General features: G+C 42.5%; 19 protein-coding genes. 1 reads left to right on the top strand and 18 read right to left on the bottom strand.

What is annotated here, in order from left to right; genetic code table 11:
* Nucleotides 1–26: 26 nt before the first annotated feature.
* From AC4PHM_RS14890 to AC4PHM_RS14845, 10 genes are all read right to left on the bottom strand, one after another.
* The gene (locus AC4PHM_RS14890; RefSeq protein WP_492018519.1) at nt 27–911 is read right to left on the bottom strand and encodes a carbohydrate ABC transporter permease; all 885 of its coding nucleotides are present in this window, start codon (nt 909–911) and stop codon (nt 27–29) included.
* 2 nt (nt 912–913) lie between these two features.
* Nucleotides 914–1,798 carry a carbohydrate ABC transporter permease gene (locus tag AC4PHM_RS14885; protein ID WP_492018518.1) on the bottom strand — a complete coding sequence of 295 codons (885 nt, stop codon included), beginning with the start codon at nt 1,796–1,798 and terminating at the stop codon, nt 914–916.
* A gap of 137 nt (nt 1,799–1,935) precedes the next feature.
* On the bottom strand, nt 1,936–3,303 hold the full coding sequence (locus AC4PHM_RS14880) for an ABC transporter substrate-binding protein (protein ID WP_492018517.1): 1,368 nt from the start codon (nt 3,301–3,303) through the stop codon (nt 1,936–1,938).
* Nucleotides 3,304–3,509: 206 nt separating this feature from the next.
* The gene (locus tag AC4PHM_RS14875; protein WP_492018516.1) at nt 3,510–4,619 is read right to left on the bottom strand and encodes an ABC transporter ATP-binding protein; all 1,110 of its coding nucleotides are present in this window, start codon (nt 4,617–4,619) and stop codon (nt 3,510–3,512) included.
* Nucleotides 4,620–5,058: 439 nt separating this feature from the next.
* Nucleotides 5,059–5,970: a carbon-nitrogen hydrolase family protein gene (locus AC4PHM_RS14870; RefSeq protein WP_492018515.1), complete on the bottom strand. Its 912-nt coding sequence runs from the start codon at nt 5,968–5,970 to the stop codon at nt 5,059–5,061.
* Nucleotides 5,971–6,176: 206 nt separating this feature from the next.
* The gene (locus AC4PHM_RS14865; protein ID WP_492018514.1) at nt 6,177–6,689 is read right to left on the bottom strand and encodes a hypothetical protein; all 513 of its coding nucleotides are present in this window, start codon (nt 6,687–6,689) and stop codon (nt 6,177–6,179) included.
* Nucleotides 6,690–6,758: 69 nt separating this feature from the next.
* On the bottom strand, nt 6,759–7,277 hold the full coding sequence (locus tag AC4PHM_RS14860) for an ester cyclase (RefSeq protein WP_492018513.1): 519 nt from the start codon (nt 7,275–7,277) through the stop codon (nt 6,759–6,761).
* Between the two features lie 62 nt (nt 7,278–7,339).
* The gene (gene hisD, locus AC4PHM_RS14855) at nt 7,340–8,611 is read right to left on the bottom strand and encodes a histidinol dehydrogenase (protein ID WP_492018512.1); all 1,272 of its coding nucleotides are present in this window, start codon (nt 8,609–8,611) and stop codon (nt 7,340–7,342) included.
* Nucleotides 8,612–8,699: 88 nt separating this feature from the next.
* A complete protein-coding gene (locus AC4PHM_RS14850; protein WP_492018511.1) occupies nt 8,700–9,509 on the bottom strand; it encodes a creatininase family protein in 810 nt (269 codons plus the stop codon).
* A gap of 407 nt (nt 9,510–9,916) precedes the next feature.
* Nucleotides 9,917–10,936 (bottom strand): LacI family DNA-binding transcriptional regulator, encoded by a 1,020-nt coding sequence (locus AC4PHM_RS14845; RefSeq protein WP_492018510.1) that lies wholly within the window; start codon nt 10,934–10,936, stop codon nt 9,917–9,919.
* Nucleotides 10,937–11,329: 393 nt separating this feature from the next.
* Here AC4PHM_RS14845 and AC4PHM_RS14840 point away from each other — a divergent pair, with 393 nt between their 5' ends.
* A complete protein-coding gene (locus AC4PHM_RS14840; RefSeq protein WP_492018509.1) occupies nt 11,330–12,337 on the top strand; it encodes a uroporphyrinogen decarboxylase family protein in 1,008 nt (335 codons plus the stop codon).
* A gap of 211 nt (nt 12,338–12,548) precedes the next feature.
* On the opposite strand, the gene AC4PHM_RS14835 is transcribed toward AC4PHM_RS14840, so the two are convergent.
* The 8 genes from AC4PHM_RS14835 to AC4PHM_RS14800 all read right to left on the bottom strand — a co-directional run bounded on the left by AC4PHM_RS14835 (nt 12,549) and on the right by AC4PHM_RS14800 (nt 20,336).
* Nucleotides 12,549–12,983, bottom strand: a complete 435-nt coding sequence (locus tag AC4PHM_RS14835) for a DUF1801 domain-containing protein (RefSeq protein WP_492018508.1) — start codon at nt 12,981–12,983, stop codon at nt 12,549–12,551.
* A gap of 123 nt (nt 12,984–13,106) precedes the next feature.
* Nucleotides 13,107–14,459, bottom strand: coding sequence for an ATP-binding protein (locus tag AC4PHM_RS14830; protein WP_291405561.1), 1,353 nt, complete (start codon nt 14,457–14,459; stop codon nt 13,107–13,109).
* A gap of 100 nt (nt 14,460–14,559) precedes the next feature.
* On the bottom strand, nt 14,560–15,126 hold the full coding sequence (locus tag AC4PHM_RS14825) for a DUF4256 domain-containing protein (protein WP_330583806.1): 567 nt from the start codon (nt 15,124–15,126) through the stop codon (nt 14,560–14,562).
* Nucleotides 15,127–15,200: 74 nt separating this feature from the next.
* Nucleotides 15,201–16,142, bottom strand: a complete 942-nt coding sequence (locus AC4PHM_RS14820; protein WP_492018507.1) for a dimethylarginine dimethylaminohydrolase family protein — start codon at nt 16,140–16,142, stop codon at nt 15,201–15,203.
* 138 nt (nt 16,143–16,280) lie between these two features.
* Entirely contained in the window at nt 16,281–16,889 is a 609-nt protein-coding gene (locus AC4PHM_RS14815; RefSeq protein WP_492018506.1) for a DUF4230 domain-containing protein, read from the bottom strand.
* A gap of 182 nt (nt 16,890–17,071) precedes the next feature.
* Nucleotides 17,072–17,824, bottom strand: a complete 753-nt coding sequence (locus AC4PHM_RS14810; RefSeq protein ID WP_492018505.1) for a YkgJ family cysteine cluster protein — start codon at nt 17,822–17,824, stop codon at nt 17,072–17,074.
* 498 nt (nt 17,825–18,322) lie between these two features.
* Nucleotides 18,323–19,342, bottom strand: coding sequence for a LacI family DNA-binding transcriptional regulator (locus AC4PHM_RS14805; protein WP_492018504.1), 1,020 nt, complete (start codon nt 19,340–19,342; stop codon nt 18,323–18,325).
* Nucleotides 19,343–19,526: 184 nt separating this feature from the next.
* Nucleotides 19,527–20,336, bottom strand: a complete 810-nt coding sequence (locus tag AC4PHM_RS14800; RefSeq protein WP_291405551.1) for a creatininase family protein — start codon at nt 20,334–20,336, stop codon at nt 19,527–19,529.
* Nucleotides 20,337–20,480: the final 144 nt, after the last annotated feature.

Raw genomic sequence — 20,480 nt, 5'->3', positions numbered from 1 at the left:
CTTAAGATAATCCCCAAATTGAAAAGCTATTTGACGCCACCCATGGTTAACCCTTGAACAAAATGCTTACGAATAGTCAACGATAGCAGGAAGACAGGAATCATGACCAACAAACCAACGGCTGACATGTATTCCCAGATGACGCCTCTTGGCCCCAAGGTATTCATTAAGCCAATCGTCAGCGTCATTGAAGATGTTGTTCTAGAAAGGATCATGGCATAAAGGAATTCATTCCACGCACCGACAAACACAAAGCCGGCGGTGGTAATGGCTCCGGGAGCAATAAGAGGAAAAACAACGTGTCTTAACATTTGCAGCTGAGTACAGCCATCGATCAATGCCGCTTCCTCAATTTCTTTTGGAAGGGCGTCTACAAAGCCCTTAAGCAGCCATATGGCGTACGGCAAAGCGACCGACAAGTTAACTGTAATCAGCGCAGCCTTTGTATCCAGCATGCCTAAATTTCTGAACAGCATATAAAACGGCATGACTATGACTACCGCTGGAATAAACTGTGTCATGAGGATATAGACCAGCAAACTGTTGCTGCCTTTGAATTTGTAACGTGAAAACACGTAGGACGCCATGACCGCCAAAGGGATTGCGATGCCCACGGTAGCGAAGGAAATTATTATACTGTTTCGAAAGAGTGGCCCCACGCTATAAGGCGGAGCAATTATTGTTCTGAAATTGTCGAGCGTCGGTTTAAACAAGAGACTTGTCGAATAAGCATCAGTGGAGCTTTTGAATGCTGTCAAAATAATCCAGACGATGGGAAATAGAACAAACAAAAGTACCAAGATCTGAAGCATTTTTTCCAATATTATTAGCACATAATTTTTGACAGAAATCCGAGACTTTGTCTTATTCATCGTTCTAACCTTCATTATCATATTTTGCGGCGCTTCCATAACTACGCCTCCTTACCATTAAGAGTACGGACATATATTGACGCAATGATTGTCATCACAATTACCAGAGTCGTAGCCAAAGCGCCTGCATATCCCATATCCATAAAGCGAAATCCTGTCTGATAAATGAAGTAGTTAATTACTTGTGTCGATGAGCCAGGTCCGCCACCTGTCATAGTTACAACTTGATCAAACATTTTAAGTGAAAAAATGGTTCTGAGTAACGTGACTACCAAAATGACCGGCTTAAGTAAAGGTAATGTAATATGTATAAAGAGCTGAAAATTATTGGTTCCATCAAGTTTTGCTGCTTCAAATATTGAAGGTGAAATCGAGCCCAGAGCACCAAGAAACATTAAAGCAACGAGAGGTGCCCATCCCCAAACTTCGGACATTGCCAGCCAAAACAGTGCCCAGAAGGGATGATTTAACCAAACCACATTTTCTAAGAACGGGAAAATATATTTTATTGATCTGTCCAGAATGCCAAATGAAGGGTTAAGCATGAATTTAAACGTAAAGCCTTTGAGTGCAGGGCTTACTGCAAACGGAAAGATTAAAAACATTTTAATGACCGTATTCAATTTCCCGGATTTTTGAAGCAGCATTGCGATCCCGAGACCTATTCCAACTGACATGGAAACTGAAATCACAGTATATAGGGCAGTTGTACCAACGACCTCTTGAAATTTAGGATCTGCAAATCCACGGACAAAGTTTTCAAAGCCCACAAATCCAAGTGGTGCCGGCGATTCCCAAACCATCCATCTTTGGAAGCCCAACCAAAATGAATAGAGTATTGGATAAGTCGAGGTCAGTATGATTACTATCAATGCAGGCAGCAAAATCAGATATTTCTTAATCGCTTTAGGTCGAAGCTCACTCACTTATGTACCCCCAATCAGAGATGCCTTGGTGCCAGAGTCCAAATGTTGGACGTTTTTATGTTCTCTGTCAGTCATAATTTCAATGGTTATTTCAGTGAAGCACGAATCCGTGCTTCACTGAAATTTTTGAATGTGACTTATTTCTTATAGTAGCCTGCGCGCTCCATAATACCTTTTACTTCTTCTGCAGCAGCATCCAGCGATGCTTGAACCGGCTCACCGGAAGCCATTTTGTTCATGGCAACTTCCAAAACACCTTGAACCTGCAGCCACATAGGCGTAATAGGCAGTGCTCTGGATGACTTGAGCACTTCATAAGTGACTTTTTGCAGATCATCATGAAGTGCGTTGATATCCGGATCCAGCAGATTTGACGAGTGCATGGTCACAACTGTGCTGGTTTCAGGGCTGGATTTGTCCATAACCAGACGTTTTTCAACTTCAGCATTGTTCATGAACTTCATATATTCCCAAGCCGCGTCTTTATGTTTGGAGTCCTTTGAAATACTGACCGCAAAGTTTGTAGCGTAGTTGACGGATTCCTTTTGACCTGGATAGACAGGTGCCGGAGCCATAGCGATGTTGCCAAGGACGCCTTCAACAGCTTGTGTAGGGTCCGTCATGCTCTCATAACGCCACGACCAAGTCACGTTCATTGCACTTCTTCCTTGAAGCAGTTCAGTGACTGTCTCTCCCTCGGTCCAAGTGACGGCACCTTCAGGTACGATTTTGTCCTTGAGTAAGAAATCAATATAGTCTTGAGTAGCTTCTACGCCTTCAGGACTGTTAAAGACTGGTTCCCAATTCTCATTGAAGATATCTCCGCCTTTGCCCCACAGCATACCATACCAAACCATGAGGTTCTGGCCGTTACTAATGGTATAAGGAAGCGCTGTGCCTTTGAATCCTTTTGCTTCTTCAACTGCTTTGGAAACCGTGACAAAATCATCCCAAGTCGCAGGTGGTTGAAGTCCAAGCTCATCAAAGATCGCTTTATTATAGAACAGAATCAGTCCGTTGCCACGGTGCGGCATACCATAAATGTTGTCTGTTCCAATTTTTACCGTTTGAAGGAAACCTTCCGGATAATCGCTCATATCAATATTGTCTCTAGCAATATAGTCATCTAAAGGCAGGAGATAGTTTTGTGCGCCTGCACCCCATGCATCAATCCAGACCAGCTGATCATATGTACCTGCACCTGCAGTGGCTTCAGTCATAAAAGTTTGTTGGAAAGCATCCCAAGCCACATAATCCCAAACTACGTTAATTCCTGTTAATTCTGTGAATTCAGCCGTCATATTCTTAATCGCTAAAAATTGAGGAACAGTACCAGCAGTACTTAGGATTTTGATAGTTTCGCCATCAAAAGGTTTTCCTGCCAGCAGATTGTATTCAATATACTCTAATTCTTTTTCTGCAGCGACTTCAGGTGCGACTTGCGAACTACAACCAGTTAGAACTAAACTTAGAATGATAAAGATGACTAACAACTTTTTCGACATTACTTTTCCCCTCCTATGATCATTCTCTTGCCCCTAAATAAAAACTGCTTCTCCACCTCTCTTCTAACCTGAATTGGATTCAGTTACTGTCTTGCGTCATTTCCTTCTAATTCTAGATTTATGAACTGCCAAAGAACTGGGTCTTGGAGTCTCCTGATCCAATTCTCTGCGGTGGATTAACCAAGAAACACTTTAATTCAGCCCGACTATCGCAGGCTGATGTTCTCCTCCGTTTCAATATCAAAAATATGACATTTAGACATATCAAAAGCCAACTCACAAGGTTCTCCATAGGAAGCATTAAATGCACTTGTCAATTTTGCGAGCACCTTTTTATCGTTGATCCTCAGACTGACAAACGTTTCGGAACCCATTGGTTCAGTCACTTCAACCCGAGCCATGACCTTATTGTTCAAAGAATGGGTCTTATCTCTGGAGGCCTCGTAAATGTCCTCAGGACGGATGCCCAAAATGACTTTCTTATTTGAAAAAGATTTCATCCTTTCGGTCACTTTATCTTGATCCAGTACAAGCTTAAACGCGTCAATATTGAGACTCCATTCACCTTGGTCAAAGACTAAGAGACTTTCTACAAAGTTCATATGCGGCGAACCAATAAAGCCAGCAACAAATTTATTTACCGGTCGGCTATACAGTTCCAGCGGTGTATCCACCTGCTGAAAGATGCCATCTTTCATAACCGCAAGGCGGTCTCCCATTGTCATAGCTTCCGTCTGATCATGGGTGACATAAATCATGGTCGCTTTCAAACGCTCGTGCAGCATCTTGATCTCTGTTCTCATCTGAACTCTGAGCTTCGCATCCAAATTTGACAAAGGCTCATCCATTAGAAATACTTTTGGTTCACGGACAATTGCCCGGCCCAGCGCGACCCTTTGTCTTTGTCCGCCTGAAAGTTGAGCTGGTTTACGATTCAAATACTCCTCAATGGAGAGCATTTTAGCAGCAGCTTTGACTCTTTCATCAATTTCAGCTTTTGAATATTTACGCAATTTCAACGCAAACGCCAAATTATCATAAATCTTCATATGCGGATACAAGGCGTAATTTTGGAACACCATTGCTATATCGCGATCCTTTGGCTGAACATCATTGACGATTCGGCCGTCTATGTAAATATTGCCTTCTGAAATTTCCTCAAGTCCGGCTATCATGCGAAGCGTTGTAGATTTGCCACATCCGGATGGACCTACTAATATTAGAAACTCTTTGTCCTTAATCTCCAATGATTGGTTATCAACAACCAGGGTGTCCCCATAAGCCTTGCTAATATTTTCCAAAACCACATTTGCCATTTTTATTGATACCTCCTAAGCTCAAATCACTCTTTCGAAAAAAGTACGAGTAGAGAACGAAATGCATGCGTATTCTTGTTTGAGTCAAAAAAAACAATAATGCCCAATTAAAACAAATGATCCCTTCACACATATCAAAAGCGTTCGTTCAATGTCAAATCTCTAAGTGAAATTTCGATCCTTCACACTGAATCACTTAATCTGATGCCATATTTCACTGTGATCAGAGCAATATGCAATATAATTTTGGTATTTCGCTAAAAATGGACAGGTTATCAGTTGCGTGTTTCCAATATTTAATAGAAATGTTTAATTTGTATTAATGCAGCGACTCCTTTGAATACGTATTCTCAATCGTTATTATAACGCTTTTACATGTTTGAATCAACATAATTATTACAATTTTCAGATAATTCAAACCGGTATAAATGGTTTAATCTTAGAAAGTTGAGTAGAAAGTTGAGTAGAAATTCGAGTATAAATCAGGCCTGAAAGCAGGTTTCGCCGTATATGGATTATTCTCAAAAATTGTTCTCTTTGCCAAGGCAAGGTCAATTTTTGAAATATACATTCGCTCATAATCACACTCAATATCTCCACCATAACAGCTGCTATACGCAATTGTGTCGTTGCTGACAACTTGTGGCCCCAGAAGTATACTTCCGCCGCCAAAAGTATTTTTAAGATCCAGACCTACCAGATTGGAGCTTGCAATAAAAATATGGTTCATTAAGACACCACTTTTTAAGTAAGTTAAATAGCCCTCTTGGAGCGCGTCTTCCACAACGGTTTCCCTGATCACAGCAGTGAGATTCAAATATAGCCTGCAGCCTTTCCAGGCATAATACCGCATAAGTTCCGGAAAATGATAAGTATCGTAACATATACCAATACCAATCGGTCCCCATGGTGTATTAAACATAAAAGGTTTGTCACCTTGAACACACCATTTGTTTTCCTTGTCATAAGGATGAATTTTCCTATATACGCCAATAAATCCTTCCGGCCCCGCGACAGCAGCAGAATTGAAGATATGACCGCCTTCGATCTCCCGTTCCGGCATGCCAAACACCGCATAGAGTTTATGCTGTTTAGTCAGTTCGGAAATATAATCCGTAGCCTCCCCAGGAACGGTCTCTGCCAACTCAAGTTTGTTCTCATTCTTGACCGAGTCGTCAATATAGTAATCATAGCCTGTTAAGCTCATTTCGGGGAATAAGATCAGGTTCGCGCCTTGATGTGCCGCTTCCTCAACAAATTCTCCAATTCTCTTGAGATTAGTTGCTTTATCACCGGATTTTACACTGAAGTTGACAATGGCAATACTCATTTCCTGGCTGAGCTGTGTCATATTTTTCTCCTTTGACCTTCAGAGATGAATCATTGGATTACTTTTCGGATTCTATGTAAAAAATGGACGGCTCGGCGTTCGTCATGTACAATTTGCCAGTTGAAACAAATGAGTGACATTTACAATGGATGAACGCCTAAGCCGTCAGAAGGGATTGACTATTAAATTGCATTAATTTATGACATAGATTCTAATAACCGTTTGATTTAATTCGTACTGCCCTGAGACAGAAACTTCTTGTATCCAAGCAGTCCCCACTCCTCGGTGATTTTCCATACACCATCGATCTTCTTGACGGTGCATTCGCACATATTCATGATATTATCCTGGCTGAGTTTTTTCCCGTTTGCTGGTCCATATTGACATGGCCCGGTAAAAGTTCCCTCAGGGTAAGTCATTTGAATGAACTTGAACTCATCATCACTCACCTTGGAAGCATGAATCCCGGAGAAATTGATCCTCATATCCGGCAAAGTATACAGGCGCTCCAGAGTATGGTGAACGACAGCATCAATCCCAGCTATATTTACACCATTTTCACCGTGAATGACTGTTTCATCCGTGTAATGATCATAGATCAACCCGACCAATTTATAATCCCAAATACATTTGGTGTATGCCACAAAAAATTCTTCCACATCCGCGGGTGTTTGCAGATCCGCACGTTTGACTATATTCAGAAGTCTTTGAAATTCTTCATTATTTCTCTTAGGCAACATATCCCGGCCCCCCATTCGATAAAAGTCTTCTTTCCATCCCTTGATGACAGGTTATGACGTTTAAAGGCACTAAGCTTCGTTTTTCAGCAACTTCTCAATGACTTCCTCGCTGCGAAGCGACACCTCTTCCGTTACCTTCCACCTCGTATTGACTTTATGAAATTGGTAGACCGTTTGCCCCATAGAATTGCTCTCGTTTAGCTTATTCCCCGTAGGTGGTCCATATTGGCTGGTTCCGGAGTTCGTACCTTCAGCATAGGAACGCTGGTAGACAGCATAACCGCCGTCATCCAGGGCTCTGCCAAAGCTTTCTGTAATATGGACCCTCAAATTTGGAAACGCTGCTTGCATGGCCAAAAATTCAAGAACAACACTGTCAGGGCCCGTGATCTTTTTACCATAAGCACCCTTATACACTACATTTTCATCATAGTAGTCATAGATCAGCCCGAGTTGATTGTGGTTCCAAATGATTTTTGTCAGTGCGTCAGCAAATGCCACGGCCTCTTCAGTTGTGCTGATCTCAGATTTTTCAAGTACGCTTTCGATCTCTTTTCTTTCCAATACCATACTTGTGCATTGATCCATGCGGCACAGCCTCCTTGTACGTTTGATGAATTTAAGCTAAGTCTGAAACCACTCGACTGCCGTTACTTCATCTTTCTCAGACGAATGGCGGCTGATTCTGCATGAGCAGCCATACCTTCGATAGTAGACTGATTCACCGTAATTTCAGCAAGCAGCTTCATTCCGTCCTGAGATACCCACTGATGAGTCAGCCATTTGAGGAAAGTGCCCACCCATACGCCACCAGTATAACGTGCTGCTCTCGCAGTTGGCAATGTATGGTTTGTCCCGGCAACTTTATCTGCGAACACTTCAGCGGTTTCTACACCAAGAAATGCAGCGCCGTAGTTCGTGAGTTTTGGCAACAACACTTTAGGATATTTCGTGTGAATTTCAAGGTGCTCTGGCGCCCAGTCGTTTGCAACATGCGCAGCTTCGTTCAGATCAGAGACAACTACGACCTCTCCCTGATTTTCCCATGCAACTCTGGCCACATCTGCAGTTGACAATACACTTAATTGTTTTTCAACCTCTGCGATTGTCTCAACTGCCAATTGTCGTGACGTTGTAGCAAGTAAGCATCTCGCGTTTGGATCATGCTCGAGTTGCCCAAGAAGATCCGCAGCTATGATATCGGCTTCACCCGTTTCATCTGCAATAATCAGGATTTCACTCGGTCCGGCTTGTAAGTCGAGCCCAACGATCCCATTAACCTGTCTCTTCGCTTCGGTTACCCACTTGTTTCCCGGTCCCGCAATGATGTCTACCGGCTTAATCGTTTCTGTACCATAAGCCATGGCTGCAACTGCCTGGACGCCGCCTATGCAGTAAACGTCATCTACGCCTGATTCCTGAGCCGCATAAAGGACAGCAGGATGAACTTTTCCATCGCTTCTTGGAGGTGTACAGGCAATGACGCGTTTGGATCCGGCAACTTTTGCCGGTACGATCAGCATTTGCGCTGCAGACAAAATTGGATAACGGCCACCCGGCACGTATGTACCAACATTTTCAACAGGGATTAATCTATGTCCGAGGTGAATACCCGGGTAAATTTCTGCTTCAAATTCTGACAGCGACTCCCGCTGCGCTTTCGCGAAATTTCTGATTTGGTTGATCCCAAAATTAATATCTTCTTTTAGTGTCAGCTGAACTTCTTTTCTGGCGTTGTAAAACTCTTCTTCCGTTACTTTGAGGGCTCTGCGATCTATCTTATCAAATTTCTTCGCTAATTCGTAAACAGCTTGATCTCCGCCGACTTTTACCTGCTGGATCAAATCCGCAACGGTTACTCTAAGTTCACTGAGGTCCTCTGCTTTAGCTGGCTTTGCTTCTTTCAAATACTCATATGCCATTTTGACTAGCCTCCTCAAAATTGTCAAAATATAACTGTGATTTTAAGATGCCTGACCTTGGTTGCTTCAATACCGCATTTAACTCGGTCTATTTAACCGGAGGTACAACTCCGACAGGATATCTGAGCTTGACGTCTTCAATAATCTTGCTAATGTAGTCGACAGCCTGAGTGACAATTTGTTCGCCTTTTTCTGTTGTCGCTCTCGTTGCCCAGCCTATAACACCAGTTTCCAATTCCTTGTATTCAGGTCTGGCCATTGTGCCTTCAAAATAGAACATTTGACCAGGTTTTGGTGACATGCCAGGCAGACTTACGAATTCTCTGCTGACTAACGGCTCTCCGCCATCATCTACGGCCTTGCTCATATCAACATATTCAGGATACATATATAATGCCAGGGAGGTCTCCGCTTCATCCGCATGAACCATTGGGGTAGAAAGTACGGTTTGATTGTCTCTCAGCAGATCATACCAGTGACAAGATAAGGTGAAGAAACCTTCCAAACCTAATTTATGTACAGCAACCATCGTTGTCGAAAGTTGTCCGTGTGCAGATAATATAAAGAATTTTTTGTAGCCCGTAAATGACGCAGCTCGAATAATATCACAGAGTAAACCAATATGAGTTTCATAAGAAAGCGGGAGGTTTCCCGGCATATACCAGTGATGATAAGGGTGTGCACCATATTGCATAAGCGGCAGCAGCATTGCGCCTGTCTTTTCAGCGATCCGTTCTGCTAAGCCTTTGGCATTGTAGGCATCGCTGCCGCATGGACAATGAGGTCCATGCTGCTCAATGGCTCCAATAGGTAATATTGCAATATCACATTCTTTGACATCTGCCAAAATTTCATCTTTTGATAATTGGTCCCACCACAAATACTTTCTCTTCAACATGTCATTTCTCCTTTTTCATAATTTTTATGGATTGATAATGTTACAGCCTCTCGTCCGTTTGAATATTCTGACAATTTAAGTTTTGATGGGGCATCCCCTAAGATAGATGAAACAAACTGATTATAGTTCAAAAGCTAAGCAAAACTGGGTTAAAAAAAGAACTTCGAGTATAATTTTTCGTCTTTTTCAAATTCGTGAATACGCATTCATGCTTTACTCTATTATTACTCCTTAAAATAAACGGTGTCAAGTTGTTTTTAAGTTCATAATGGGATTTGCGGTGCATTTTCCTATGATGACTATTAGCTTTTAAAAAGTAACATCGCCCTGCAGATCAATAATCACTCCAAAAAATTAAACTACCCGCAAGACGGGTAGTCAAATTAACTGGATCTATTGAATTTAAATTATAGGTTCTTCACTGTTGAACGTTTAACAAGCTTGCCCTGAAATAGTTTCAATTCCGGATCCGAATCTCGGTTTTCAATACTGCGAAGCAGCATTTCAATTCCAGTATCCACCATTTCATCAAACGGCTGCCTGACTGTAGTCAGATCATAAGGCGGCCAAGATGCTACAGCGACGTCATCATAGCCCACAACCGAAACATCCTCAGGCACCCTCAATCCTAAATCATGGCGAGCTGCGTCCATGACGCCAAGCGCCAATACATCACCTGCACAGAAAATCGCATCCGGTCTGTCCGGCAATTGGAGCAACCGTATGCCAGCACTTCTTCCCGCATCATAAAAGTATTCTCCGGCGTAATCAATAATAAAATCCTCAATACCCCGTTCTCTAATCCGATCACCAAAACCTTTCAAGCGATCCACCGTGGTCGTCACCATTTCTCCGCCACCTAGAAAAGCGAGTCGTTTATGTCCGGTATCCAGTAAGCAATTGGCTACCATACGTCCGCCTTCTACATTATCAGAACTGACCGCATTTACTTGGGTCCCCAGGATGTAACGATTGAATAAGAGCACTTTGGTCCCTTGTCTGGCACAAACATCTGCCATTTTTGAAGAGAGGGTCGCCGCTGTTATAATCAGACCGTCTACCTGATACTGGAGGACTCTGAAAATAACATCATCCAACTCCTGGTCAGGCTCAACGTTAAACAAGAGCACCTGTTTGCCTGCCTTTTGTAATTTTCTTGAGATTAGGTCCAGTGTTGGGAGAAAGAAACCTTTGCTCAACTGCGTGACGATCCCAATTATGTCCGTTCTTTGAGAGGTAAGACTGCGAGCGATTGCATTTGGCTTATAGCCGAGTTCAAGAACAGCCGCCAAAACTTTCTCACAGGTTTCCGGCGCCACCTTGGTATCAGATGAAAAGACACGGGAAACCGTTGGCTGAGAAACACCCGCTAGACGCGCCACATCTTTTGCAGTAATTCTGCGTTCCTCAATTTTTTTATTAGCCATGCCAGCGCCCCCAAAATAAGTATACGTATTCTCAACTAATCAAAAATAAATATGCCATCATCATTTCAATTCCTGACACCATCTTATCTCATTTATAAAATTAAATAAATCACTTAAATTTTAGCATGATCTGAAATAATCTGACTTGTTTTTACCCTTTAAAAATTTCATTACTCAATATTATCTCCGAATTATATAATTATGTCTCTGCTCGGTCAAACACTTTTATAATGTCCACAGTTTCAGCCCAACCTCCAAGCCGAATAATTCAAAACAGAAGACGTATTTTATTTAATTTGTTAAAAATAATACAAAAAATCAAACGAATTTTCTACAACAAAAATTTAACAATCAATATAATTAAACTAAATCAAACCTAAGAGGTGGCGCATTATGAACATGACAAATTGGTTCTCTGAAATAATTAAATCACCAACGAAGAAGGCTATGCCAGTCTTGTCATTTCCTTCGATCCAACTGCTGGATATAAGTGTTGTTGAGCTTATTTCTGACAGTAAGCAGCAGGCAAAAGGCATGAAACTGATCTCAGAAAAAGTGAACTCAGCCGCTGCGGTAAGTATGATGGATTTATCCGTGGAAGCTGAGTCCTTCGGTTCAAAAATTAAATTTTGCGATGACGAAGTGCCTACTGTAATTGGGAAAATAATATCAACTATTGAAGAAGCAGAAGCACTAAATATTCCCGAAGTGGGCAGCGGCAGAACTGGCATTTACATTGAAGCGATCCGGTTGGCGGCGCAGTCCATCAATGACAAGCCTGTGTTCGGCGGCGTAATCGGTCCATTTTCACTGGCTGGACGACTAATGGATGTCTCAGAAGCAATGATTTATTGTTATGAAGATCCAGACATGGTCCACCTGGTCCTTGAAAAAGTGACAGACTTTCTGATTGAATACAGTAAAGCCTACAAAGCCGCAGGCGCTGACGGCATAGTTATGGCAGAACCGCTTGCCGGTCTGTTGTCACCGGGATTAGTTGAAGAATTTTCATCCTCCTACGTCAAGAAAATTGTAAACGCTGTCCAGGATGAGAATTTTGCGATCATCTACCACAACTGCGGCAACGCGACCATTCCGAGCATAAATTCTATTTTGGGAACCAACGCTGCCGCATTCCACTTTGGAGATGCCATCGATATGCGTGAAATGATGAAGTATATTCCTGAGAATGTCGTCGCAATGGGCAACATCTCACCTTCTGAACAGTTTAGAAACGGAACGGTTGAATCTATAACAGCCGAAACGCTTAGTCTGCTGAAGGACTGCGCAAAATATCCCAATTTCGTTATTTCTTCCGGTTGCGATATCCCGCCGCTGTCAAATTGGGACAACATCCTGGCGTTTTTTGATGCAGTGGATGACTACTATAAAACCATCTGATGCATTGCCTCCAGACGAATCTTTGTTAAAAACAATCCAATAATCACTTTAATCTCCTATGAACCTTGCAGCGAAAAATTCTTGCTGTAAGATAATAATGTCTACACGTTGCATAAACGACCATCGGCACACCCTAATCCTTAAAAGGACGAAATCCCTAAAAGGACTCAAGGCGCTGCCGATGGTCGTTAAAGTTTCATAGTGTCCTTTATTACTCACTTGCCCGACCATACTTCTCTTCCAAAAAATCAATACTGACCCGCATTAACCTCTTCAGCGCCTCTTGGTCAATGTCCGACAGCTTTTTGATATAGATGCAGGCCTTCCCGACCTTATACTTGCCCAGGTCCTTCAGCAAATACTCATGTTCCGGGTTTCCCGTATACACGTAAAGCGAAATTGCCGCTTTTCGCGGTGAAAATCCAATTAAAGGCCAATCCCCTTCTTGCTTGCTCCGCTCCGACTTATAGTGATACATACCGAACCCAATCATAGTAGGCCCCCACATCTTTGGCGGGTGCCCTGTAAAGTCCTGCATCAGCTTCACAAGCTCAAGACTGTCCTGACGCTTTTGCTCCGTAGTCGCGAAGGTATTGATGAATTCAAAGACATCTTGATCGTGCTGTTTGGTCTTTATTTCCGACATAGGAATGCCTCCTGCCGTTTGTTTGTAAGTGTAGGATCCCAACAGTTGGACAAAGCATAGATGATTTCTGCCGATGGCCACAAGATTTCAACCTCAGTTATTATTAAACTTTTGCAGTTTCATTTAGTCGAAATTGTATAAATCATCTATCTCATATAAGTCATACCCTTTATCAATCAAATCGCTGTTATATCCCGTCTTAGAAAAGAATCCAAGAAGCGCACCGGTAAAATAATTTGACTTATGCTCAAAGTTCTTTATTATGCTCATACCAATTCGAGTATTCGTCCATTTGCATTCATATAAATAGATTTGCTCATTAGCTCTCATAACTATATCAATTTCAACATCCTGACGCTTCGACGCGTCATTATGCCAAAAACGTCCAATTTCTTGAATCGAAGAAACATGTTTTCTCTTCAGAAAATCTTTGCAAATCGTTTCAAATTCAACAGAGACGTACTCATCCAAATGAGGAAGCACAACTTGCTCAAAGAAATTGTCAGGATCCATGATAATTTTTCGGGATCTATTCTTCTCAATGAATGAGTAATGGAAATTAAACAATTGATCTCGAATCCTATAAATCGTCTTTTTTGATTTGTTATTTTCTCCAAAGCAATATTCCTTTTCTACAATTCCAAGTGTAAGAAGCAAATCCAAATATTTCGATGTCGTACCCGTATTTACACTTCCACTTTTTGTAGTGATCTCGCTAAGTTTTGTCGCTCCCGAAGCTATAGCATTCAATATTTTCCCATAGGTCGAGACACTACGCACTTCCTGACTTAAAAAAAATGCAATTTCGTCTTCAAAAATTGAACCCTCTTCAATTATCAAGTCCACAATATTCTCTTTTACGCTTTTCGAATCGTCTATCTTACTCGTATAGAATGGCACCCCACCAAATATACTATAGAGACGAATCTTGTCCTCAGACGTTTTATTAGGATAAAATTTTGCTGAATCATAATAATCAAATGGCTCTACTTTAATTTTAAAGGTTGTTCTTCCATACAAAGGCTTTTTATACGAAATGGCATCCTCAATCATGCCAACGTGACTTCCAGATAGAATCATAACTACGTTTGAATTCAATAAATATTGATCAATGGCATTTTGAAATACAGAGAGCAATTCTACATTTGATGATATAAGATACGTGAATTCATCAAGAACAAAAATTGTTCTCTGCTCATGACTCCTTTTTGCAATGTATTGAAAAAGCTGATCAAAGTTCTCAAATGTAAATGATTCATTGTAATAGCTTGCGACCACAGCGCTCAGCTGTTTTAAATTATATTCAAGTCCCATTTCATTTGCGACATAGTAAATCCCCTGATATTTATTTACAATCTCTTTCAACAATCTGGTCTTTCCTATTCTTCTTCGGCCATAAACTAATCCAAATTCAAATCCTTTAGATTTGACTCTTTTCTCCAGTATCTTAATTTCTTTCTCTCTACCAATAAACATAAAGCCGTCCTCCAAACTGCCTCTTGATAAACTTTATCACGATACAGTTATGATACATCGTTTTTATTTGCTTGTATACCTATTCTTCTCTTGATAAAACTCAAACCCTCAACACGCCGCGAAATCCTCTGGAACCATAGTACGACTCCGCACCGTTGTGGTACATAAACACCGTATCATAGCGGCGATCACAGAAAATGGCCCCACCAAGCTTTCTGATCTTGTCCGGTGTCTTCACCCAACTCGACGTTTTAGTATCAAAGCTTCCGAATGCCTGCAGCTGCCGGTATTGTTCCTCCGTTAAAATCTCAATCCCCATGTCTTCCGCCATGCCCATGGCACTATGCTCTGGTTTGTTTGCTTTCCTTGACTCAAGCGCTTCACGGTCATAGCAGACATTTCTGCGTCCGCTTGGGCTTTCCGCTGAACAATCATAAAAATTGAATTCATCTGATAGTTGATCACCGCAAACGACATCCGGCTCACCGCCGGTTCTTTCCATTTCAAACAGCGACCACAGCTTCTCTGCATTCTTCTCCAGTTTTTCCTGAACCCGATCCCAATCAAGCCCCTGATGGCGATTTCTATGTTTCTCAAAACGGATTTTCAATACACTGAGAAGTTCTGCGCGTTGTTCCGGTGACAATGTCGCTTTTTCTTTTTTCAACCAAGCCATCTCCCTCTTATAGATGTTATGACTTTATTGTGCATTGCCGTCGAGCCGTCGAGCCCTCTAGCCCCCTAGCCCCTTTTCAGGTAGGCCGTTATACAGTGAATCGCCCCGCGGCCTTTAAGAATCTCCGACACCTCCACGGGAATAACTTTAATCCCATTGTCTTCCAGCAACGCCTGCGTTCTTGGCGTTCCCTCAGGGATGACAACCATCCCTGGCTCTAAGGCGACAAAATTACACGCAAAGTTCGACCGCACTTCAGTGGTCGACGGCGCTTCAAGTATATTGTACCCTTTCTTTTTCAGCACATTCAGCACATCATAAGGCACCTGCGAGGCGTGAACCAGCACCGTATCATGACTCGCCGTGTTCATCAGGCCGTCAATATGAATATTGCTGTAAGGCTGCTGCATGTGCAGGATGTTGGAAACGCCCATTCTGCGCAGCTCTTCCGCCACCTGGTCATAGCCGCTGCGGTTGCATCTGCTGCCCGTCGAGATCACACAGGTCTCACGATCCACCCACATGGCATTGGCACCTTCGAAGATCCCGTCGCCATTAATGGTCTTAATAATTGGAACACCCAATTTTGCCAGGGCTTGAGCGACATACCGCTCTTCCCCGCGGCGCGCTGACATGCCAGGCCTGGAAATTATAGCGCCTTCAGGGGTCATGAACATTAAATCTCTGCAGAAGACGGCATTCGGGCGATCTTCCCTTTGCTCCTCCACATAATAGACCTTGACGCCATGGTCTCTGTAAATATTGGCAACCGCGTCATGCTGCCTGCGCATCAACTCAATATCTACAGGCACCTCCGAAAATCGAACCTCTTTAGCATCAAATTTTTCAATTTCCTTGCCGGGACGCCTCATCAAAACCGCCCTCAATTTGTCCACTTCAGATGAAACACCCCAGTCCCCCCAGTATTCCTGCAGATCCTCAATAAAATGCGTCTCCTTGGGGAACCATTTTTCTCCCGGTATAGCATCAATGTCCGTAGTCTTCATGCAAGCGACCTCCCATTTTGTTCATCTGATTTAATTATATCTCAATAACGGCGGATTCAGGTGTGCATGCTCAGCTGCAATAATGAGACACTTCAAAGATTTCTTCTGCCGATGGTCATATTGACCAACAACTGAAGTTTAATAAAATTCAATAACCACATTGTCAAAGTCAAAGGATTTTAGAAAGGAAATCATCAGGGCGCTTATTCGAAGATCAGCCTCTTCTAAGAATCCTTGGCTTATTTTTTCTTCCTCAAGGGTTTTCTTGCTTGCGTTTATTTCATCCAAGATGGTCTGAGTAGGATAATCCGAGAGAATACTGCCTTTTAGATCTTCAACTTTCGTATTTTCAGTTTCCACAACATTATCCAGTATTCGTGATTTTGGAACTCGGACTTTATACTGTTGGGATGTTTCGTCATACGTGATTTCAACTTTTGAAAGATCTGTTCCGGCTTTTAGATAACCCGTGTATTCAATGAGCTTAATGGTTTCTGCAAATTGTATATCGCTAATAATGGGAAGAGACAGACTTCTTTCTGTACGGCTTACTATGACGTTTCTATAATCATACCTGAGGGTTGTCCATTCTGAAAGTTCCACCAGCTTGTCCTGTACCAAAGATATTTCTGAGCTCTTATTCGTTCCAATAGAAAATAAATCCACTTTCGCAAGGATCACGTATCCGGCTATACCAATAATTATTATAAGAAGTATTGACAATAGAGCAGCTTTAATCCTTCTCATTGTAGGCGCCCCCTCTATGCGGATGCTTTATTCATTGCCTATTCATGGTGAAATATGGAAGTTACACTTTTTTTATAACCCATTATCTGATTGTACGATAATGGGTTAATTTAATTGTCGATCCACTTCAGAAATTTCTTTCACCCTAATGGGTACAGACGTGACCCTTTCGAAAAAGGTCACTAAACAATAATCCCCAACCGGTCCTTGGCTTCAGCCAGGGCCTTAAAAAAGTCATCGTAAAAATCGTCACTGTCATTAGGCAGTCTTCGGTAGAACGTCTCCAACAAGTAGTCATTGGCAGCCTTCAGTTCTTCTGCATCCCGAATGAACTTGAAACGAAATGCAAGGGCCTTCAGACAGGTATGCCAGGCCAGAAGAAATGCCTTGTTTTTCTCATAGTTCTCAATGCCTATCCACTGCTCCACTGTGACCTTTTTAAGTTTAGGCTTCACACAGGCGTTTACCTGCAGGAAATATTTGAAATCCTTTTCTTGATAGACTCTTCCCAGGGGGAACAATCGGCAGATATTGGGTCGATACGCATGAATTGAGCAGCGTCCCACTTCGTTCAGAAAGCTGCAGCGTTCATCAGGACCTAACATTCTCAAGTACGGAAGCGTGATTTTATCAACGGTGCTCAGCTCCAGGTGCTTCGCGAGCAAGACATCAAAGGTATCCCCAAGCCCCTGCTTCATCTCATAGATGTCAAAGGGTGTTAACTTCACCAGCTCACCGACACCGCAGCAGCATGCACTGCAGCCTTCGCACCCGTCGGAATCCGCCCTGACCAGGTCCTCAAGTTCGTAAAGTCTTCCGTCGGAAATGGATGCCAGGGTAAACGGCTCGCTTATGGTGACCTCTGGTTTCATCGAGTTCATAGGTTTCACAGCGTTCATTGGCTTCAGATGGTTCATTGGCTTCACTGGCTTCATCCGTTCACGATCCACTCTGTCGCCATCAGTTCGGTCAGCCCCAGAAAAATCTTGCCAACGACCCGGTCAAACAATACTGTATTCATTCCAACTTGGTCAGACAGTGTTCCCAGCGGATACTTTTAACACCGCTCAAGTCACGTGCCTGACCTCCCCCCTTTCCGGTCAAAAGTCACAAGATCATTTCCCTCTCAAGCACCATTTTCAGAACCCGGGTGCCTTACAATTACAGAAATATGGATCAGGATTTGATCGCACCAAAAAAAGCCTACTGCGTCAGGCGCGGTGAAAATTCGTCTGACGCTCTGACTATGGCACCTCTAACTTTATTATCCATCACATCGGGGTAAAACACAATGCAAATTGTGGGCTGGATGACCATCGGCATGTCTTAAAATCCTTGAAAACCAGTGCTCTGCCAATGGTCGCACAGCTTCATTTGAGTTTGAAATTAGTCGACCGTACTGGGGGTATCTGGCAGCGACCCCCTCAAATGGCTTATAATCTTCGCACCGTTGATCGTTCGATCAGCTGACCCTGAAATAGTTTCAGTTCAGGCTCAAAGTCACTATTTTCAATACTCTTTAAAAGCATTTCTATGCCCGTATCCACCATTTCCACAATAGGTTGTCTCACTGTGGTCAACGAGTAGGAAGGCCACGAGGCAAGCGTCACATCATCAAAGCCAATAATTGAAACATCCTCAGGTATGTTGAGACCCAGATCATAGCGAGCAGCATCCATCGCACCAAACGCTAAAACATCACCCGAACAAAAAATTGCATCCGGCCTGTCTTGTCTTTGAAGTAATTGCCCAGCAGTTTTTCTGCCAGTCTCATAATAGTATTCACCGCCATACACTACAATGGGATTATCGACGCCCCGTTCTTGAATCCGGTCTCTGAAACCTTTCAGACGGTCATTACTGGATGAAACTTTGTCTCTGCCACCAATATAGGCCAGTCGCTTATGTCCTGTATCCAATAAGTAATTCGCTGCCATTCGCCCGACTTCTACATTATCCGAGCTTACAGAATTAATATTCAACCCCATCATATGTCTATTAAAAAGTAAAATCTGGGTTCCTTGTCTTGCACAATCTTCTACGAGTTTAGAAGTGAATGTTGTGACGGTTATAATCAAACCATCTACCCGGTACTGCAGTACCTTGGAGATGACATCATCCAATTCCTGGTCTGTATCAACGTTAAAGAGCAACACTTGCTTGCCTTCTGTCTGAAGTTTTCTCGAAATTAAATCCAAAGTGTAGAGAGAAAAATCTTTGTTTAACTGAGCTACAATTCCAACAATGTTTGTCCTTTGAGAGGTAAGACTTCGAGCAATAGCATTTGGCTTATATCCAAGTTCTAAAACAGCGTTCATAACTTTATCACGAGTTTCAGGTTTAACTTTGCTTGCCGGTGAAAAAACCCTTGAAACGGTAGGTTGTGAGACACCTGCAATGCGCGCCACATCTTTTGAAGTAATCCTTTGCTTCTCTGTGCCTGCTTTAACCATGCTCCTCCCCCATTCATCAACGTTACGAAATCAGGAATCAAAAACAGTAAATAGATATGCAGAAACGCTCTTAAACCATTTGTATAAATGGTTTTGAGCGTTTTTGTATGTTCACTATATGACAATTAAAGCAATGCCTCAGATACTTCTCGAGGAAGTTTATAAAGTTTCAAATGACTTTGTGTTATTTAACCGGAGGTACTACGCCCACAGGATATCTCTCTTTGATATCCTCAATGATTTTACTAATGTAATCTACGGTAGCAGTAACGATCTTCTCGCCTTTTTCTGTCGTCGCTCTCGTTGCCCATCCAATAACGCCGCTTTCCAATTCCTTGTATTCAGGTCGAGCCATGGTGCCTTCAAAATAGAACATTTGGCCAGGTTTTGGCGACATGCCGGGAAGGCTCACGAATTCTCTGCTGACCAGCGGCTCCCCACCATCATCAATAGCTTTGCTCATATCGACATATTCAGGATACATGTATAAAGCTAATGAGGTTTCTGCCTCATCAGCATGTACCATTGGAGTCGAAAGGACGGTCTGGTTATCCCTAAGCAAATCATACCAGTGGCAAGATAATGTAAAGAAACCTTCCAGACCCAATTTATGTACAGCAATCATGGTGGTGGAGAGTTGACCATGCGCAGATAAAATGAAGAATTTCTTATATCCGGTAAATGAGGCTGCACGAATAATGTCACACAGCACTCCAATATGGGTTTCATAAGAAAGCGGCAGATTGCCCGGCATATACCAGTGATGATACGGATGTGCACCGTACTGCATAAGCGGCAGGAGCATTGCGCCTGTCTTTTCAGCAATGCGTTCTGCTAAACCTTTTGCGTTGTATGCGTCACTGCCGCAAGGACAGTGAGGGCCATGCTGCTCAATTGCGCCAATTGGTAAAATTGCGATATCACACGCTTTAACATCTTCTAAAATTTCATCTTTTGACAACTGATCCCACCACAAATATTTTCTTTTCAACATGTCTATTCCCCTTTTTGGTTTTAATTGTAAGATAATAATATTGCTTATAATCAAATTGAAAACTCAGTCAAATCATACAGTTTAGTTGTTCAGGGTACAACGAACACATTTTACATATAATGTAATAATCGTTAGTTGCGATTC

It is taken from the genome of Acidaminobacter sp. QWL-03 (assembly GCF_058683855.1).
Note: the sequence above shows the minus strand (reverse complement) of the source record. Positions and strands in the feature narration are given on the sequence as shown.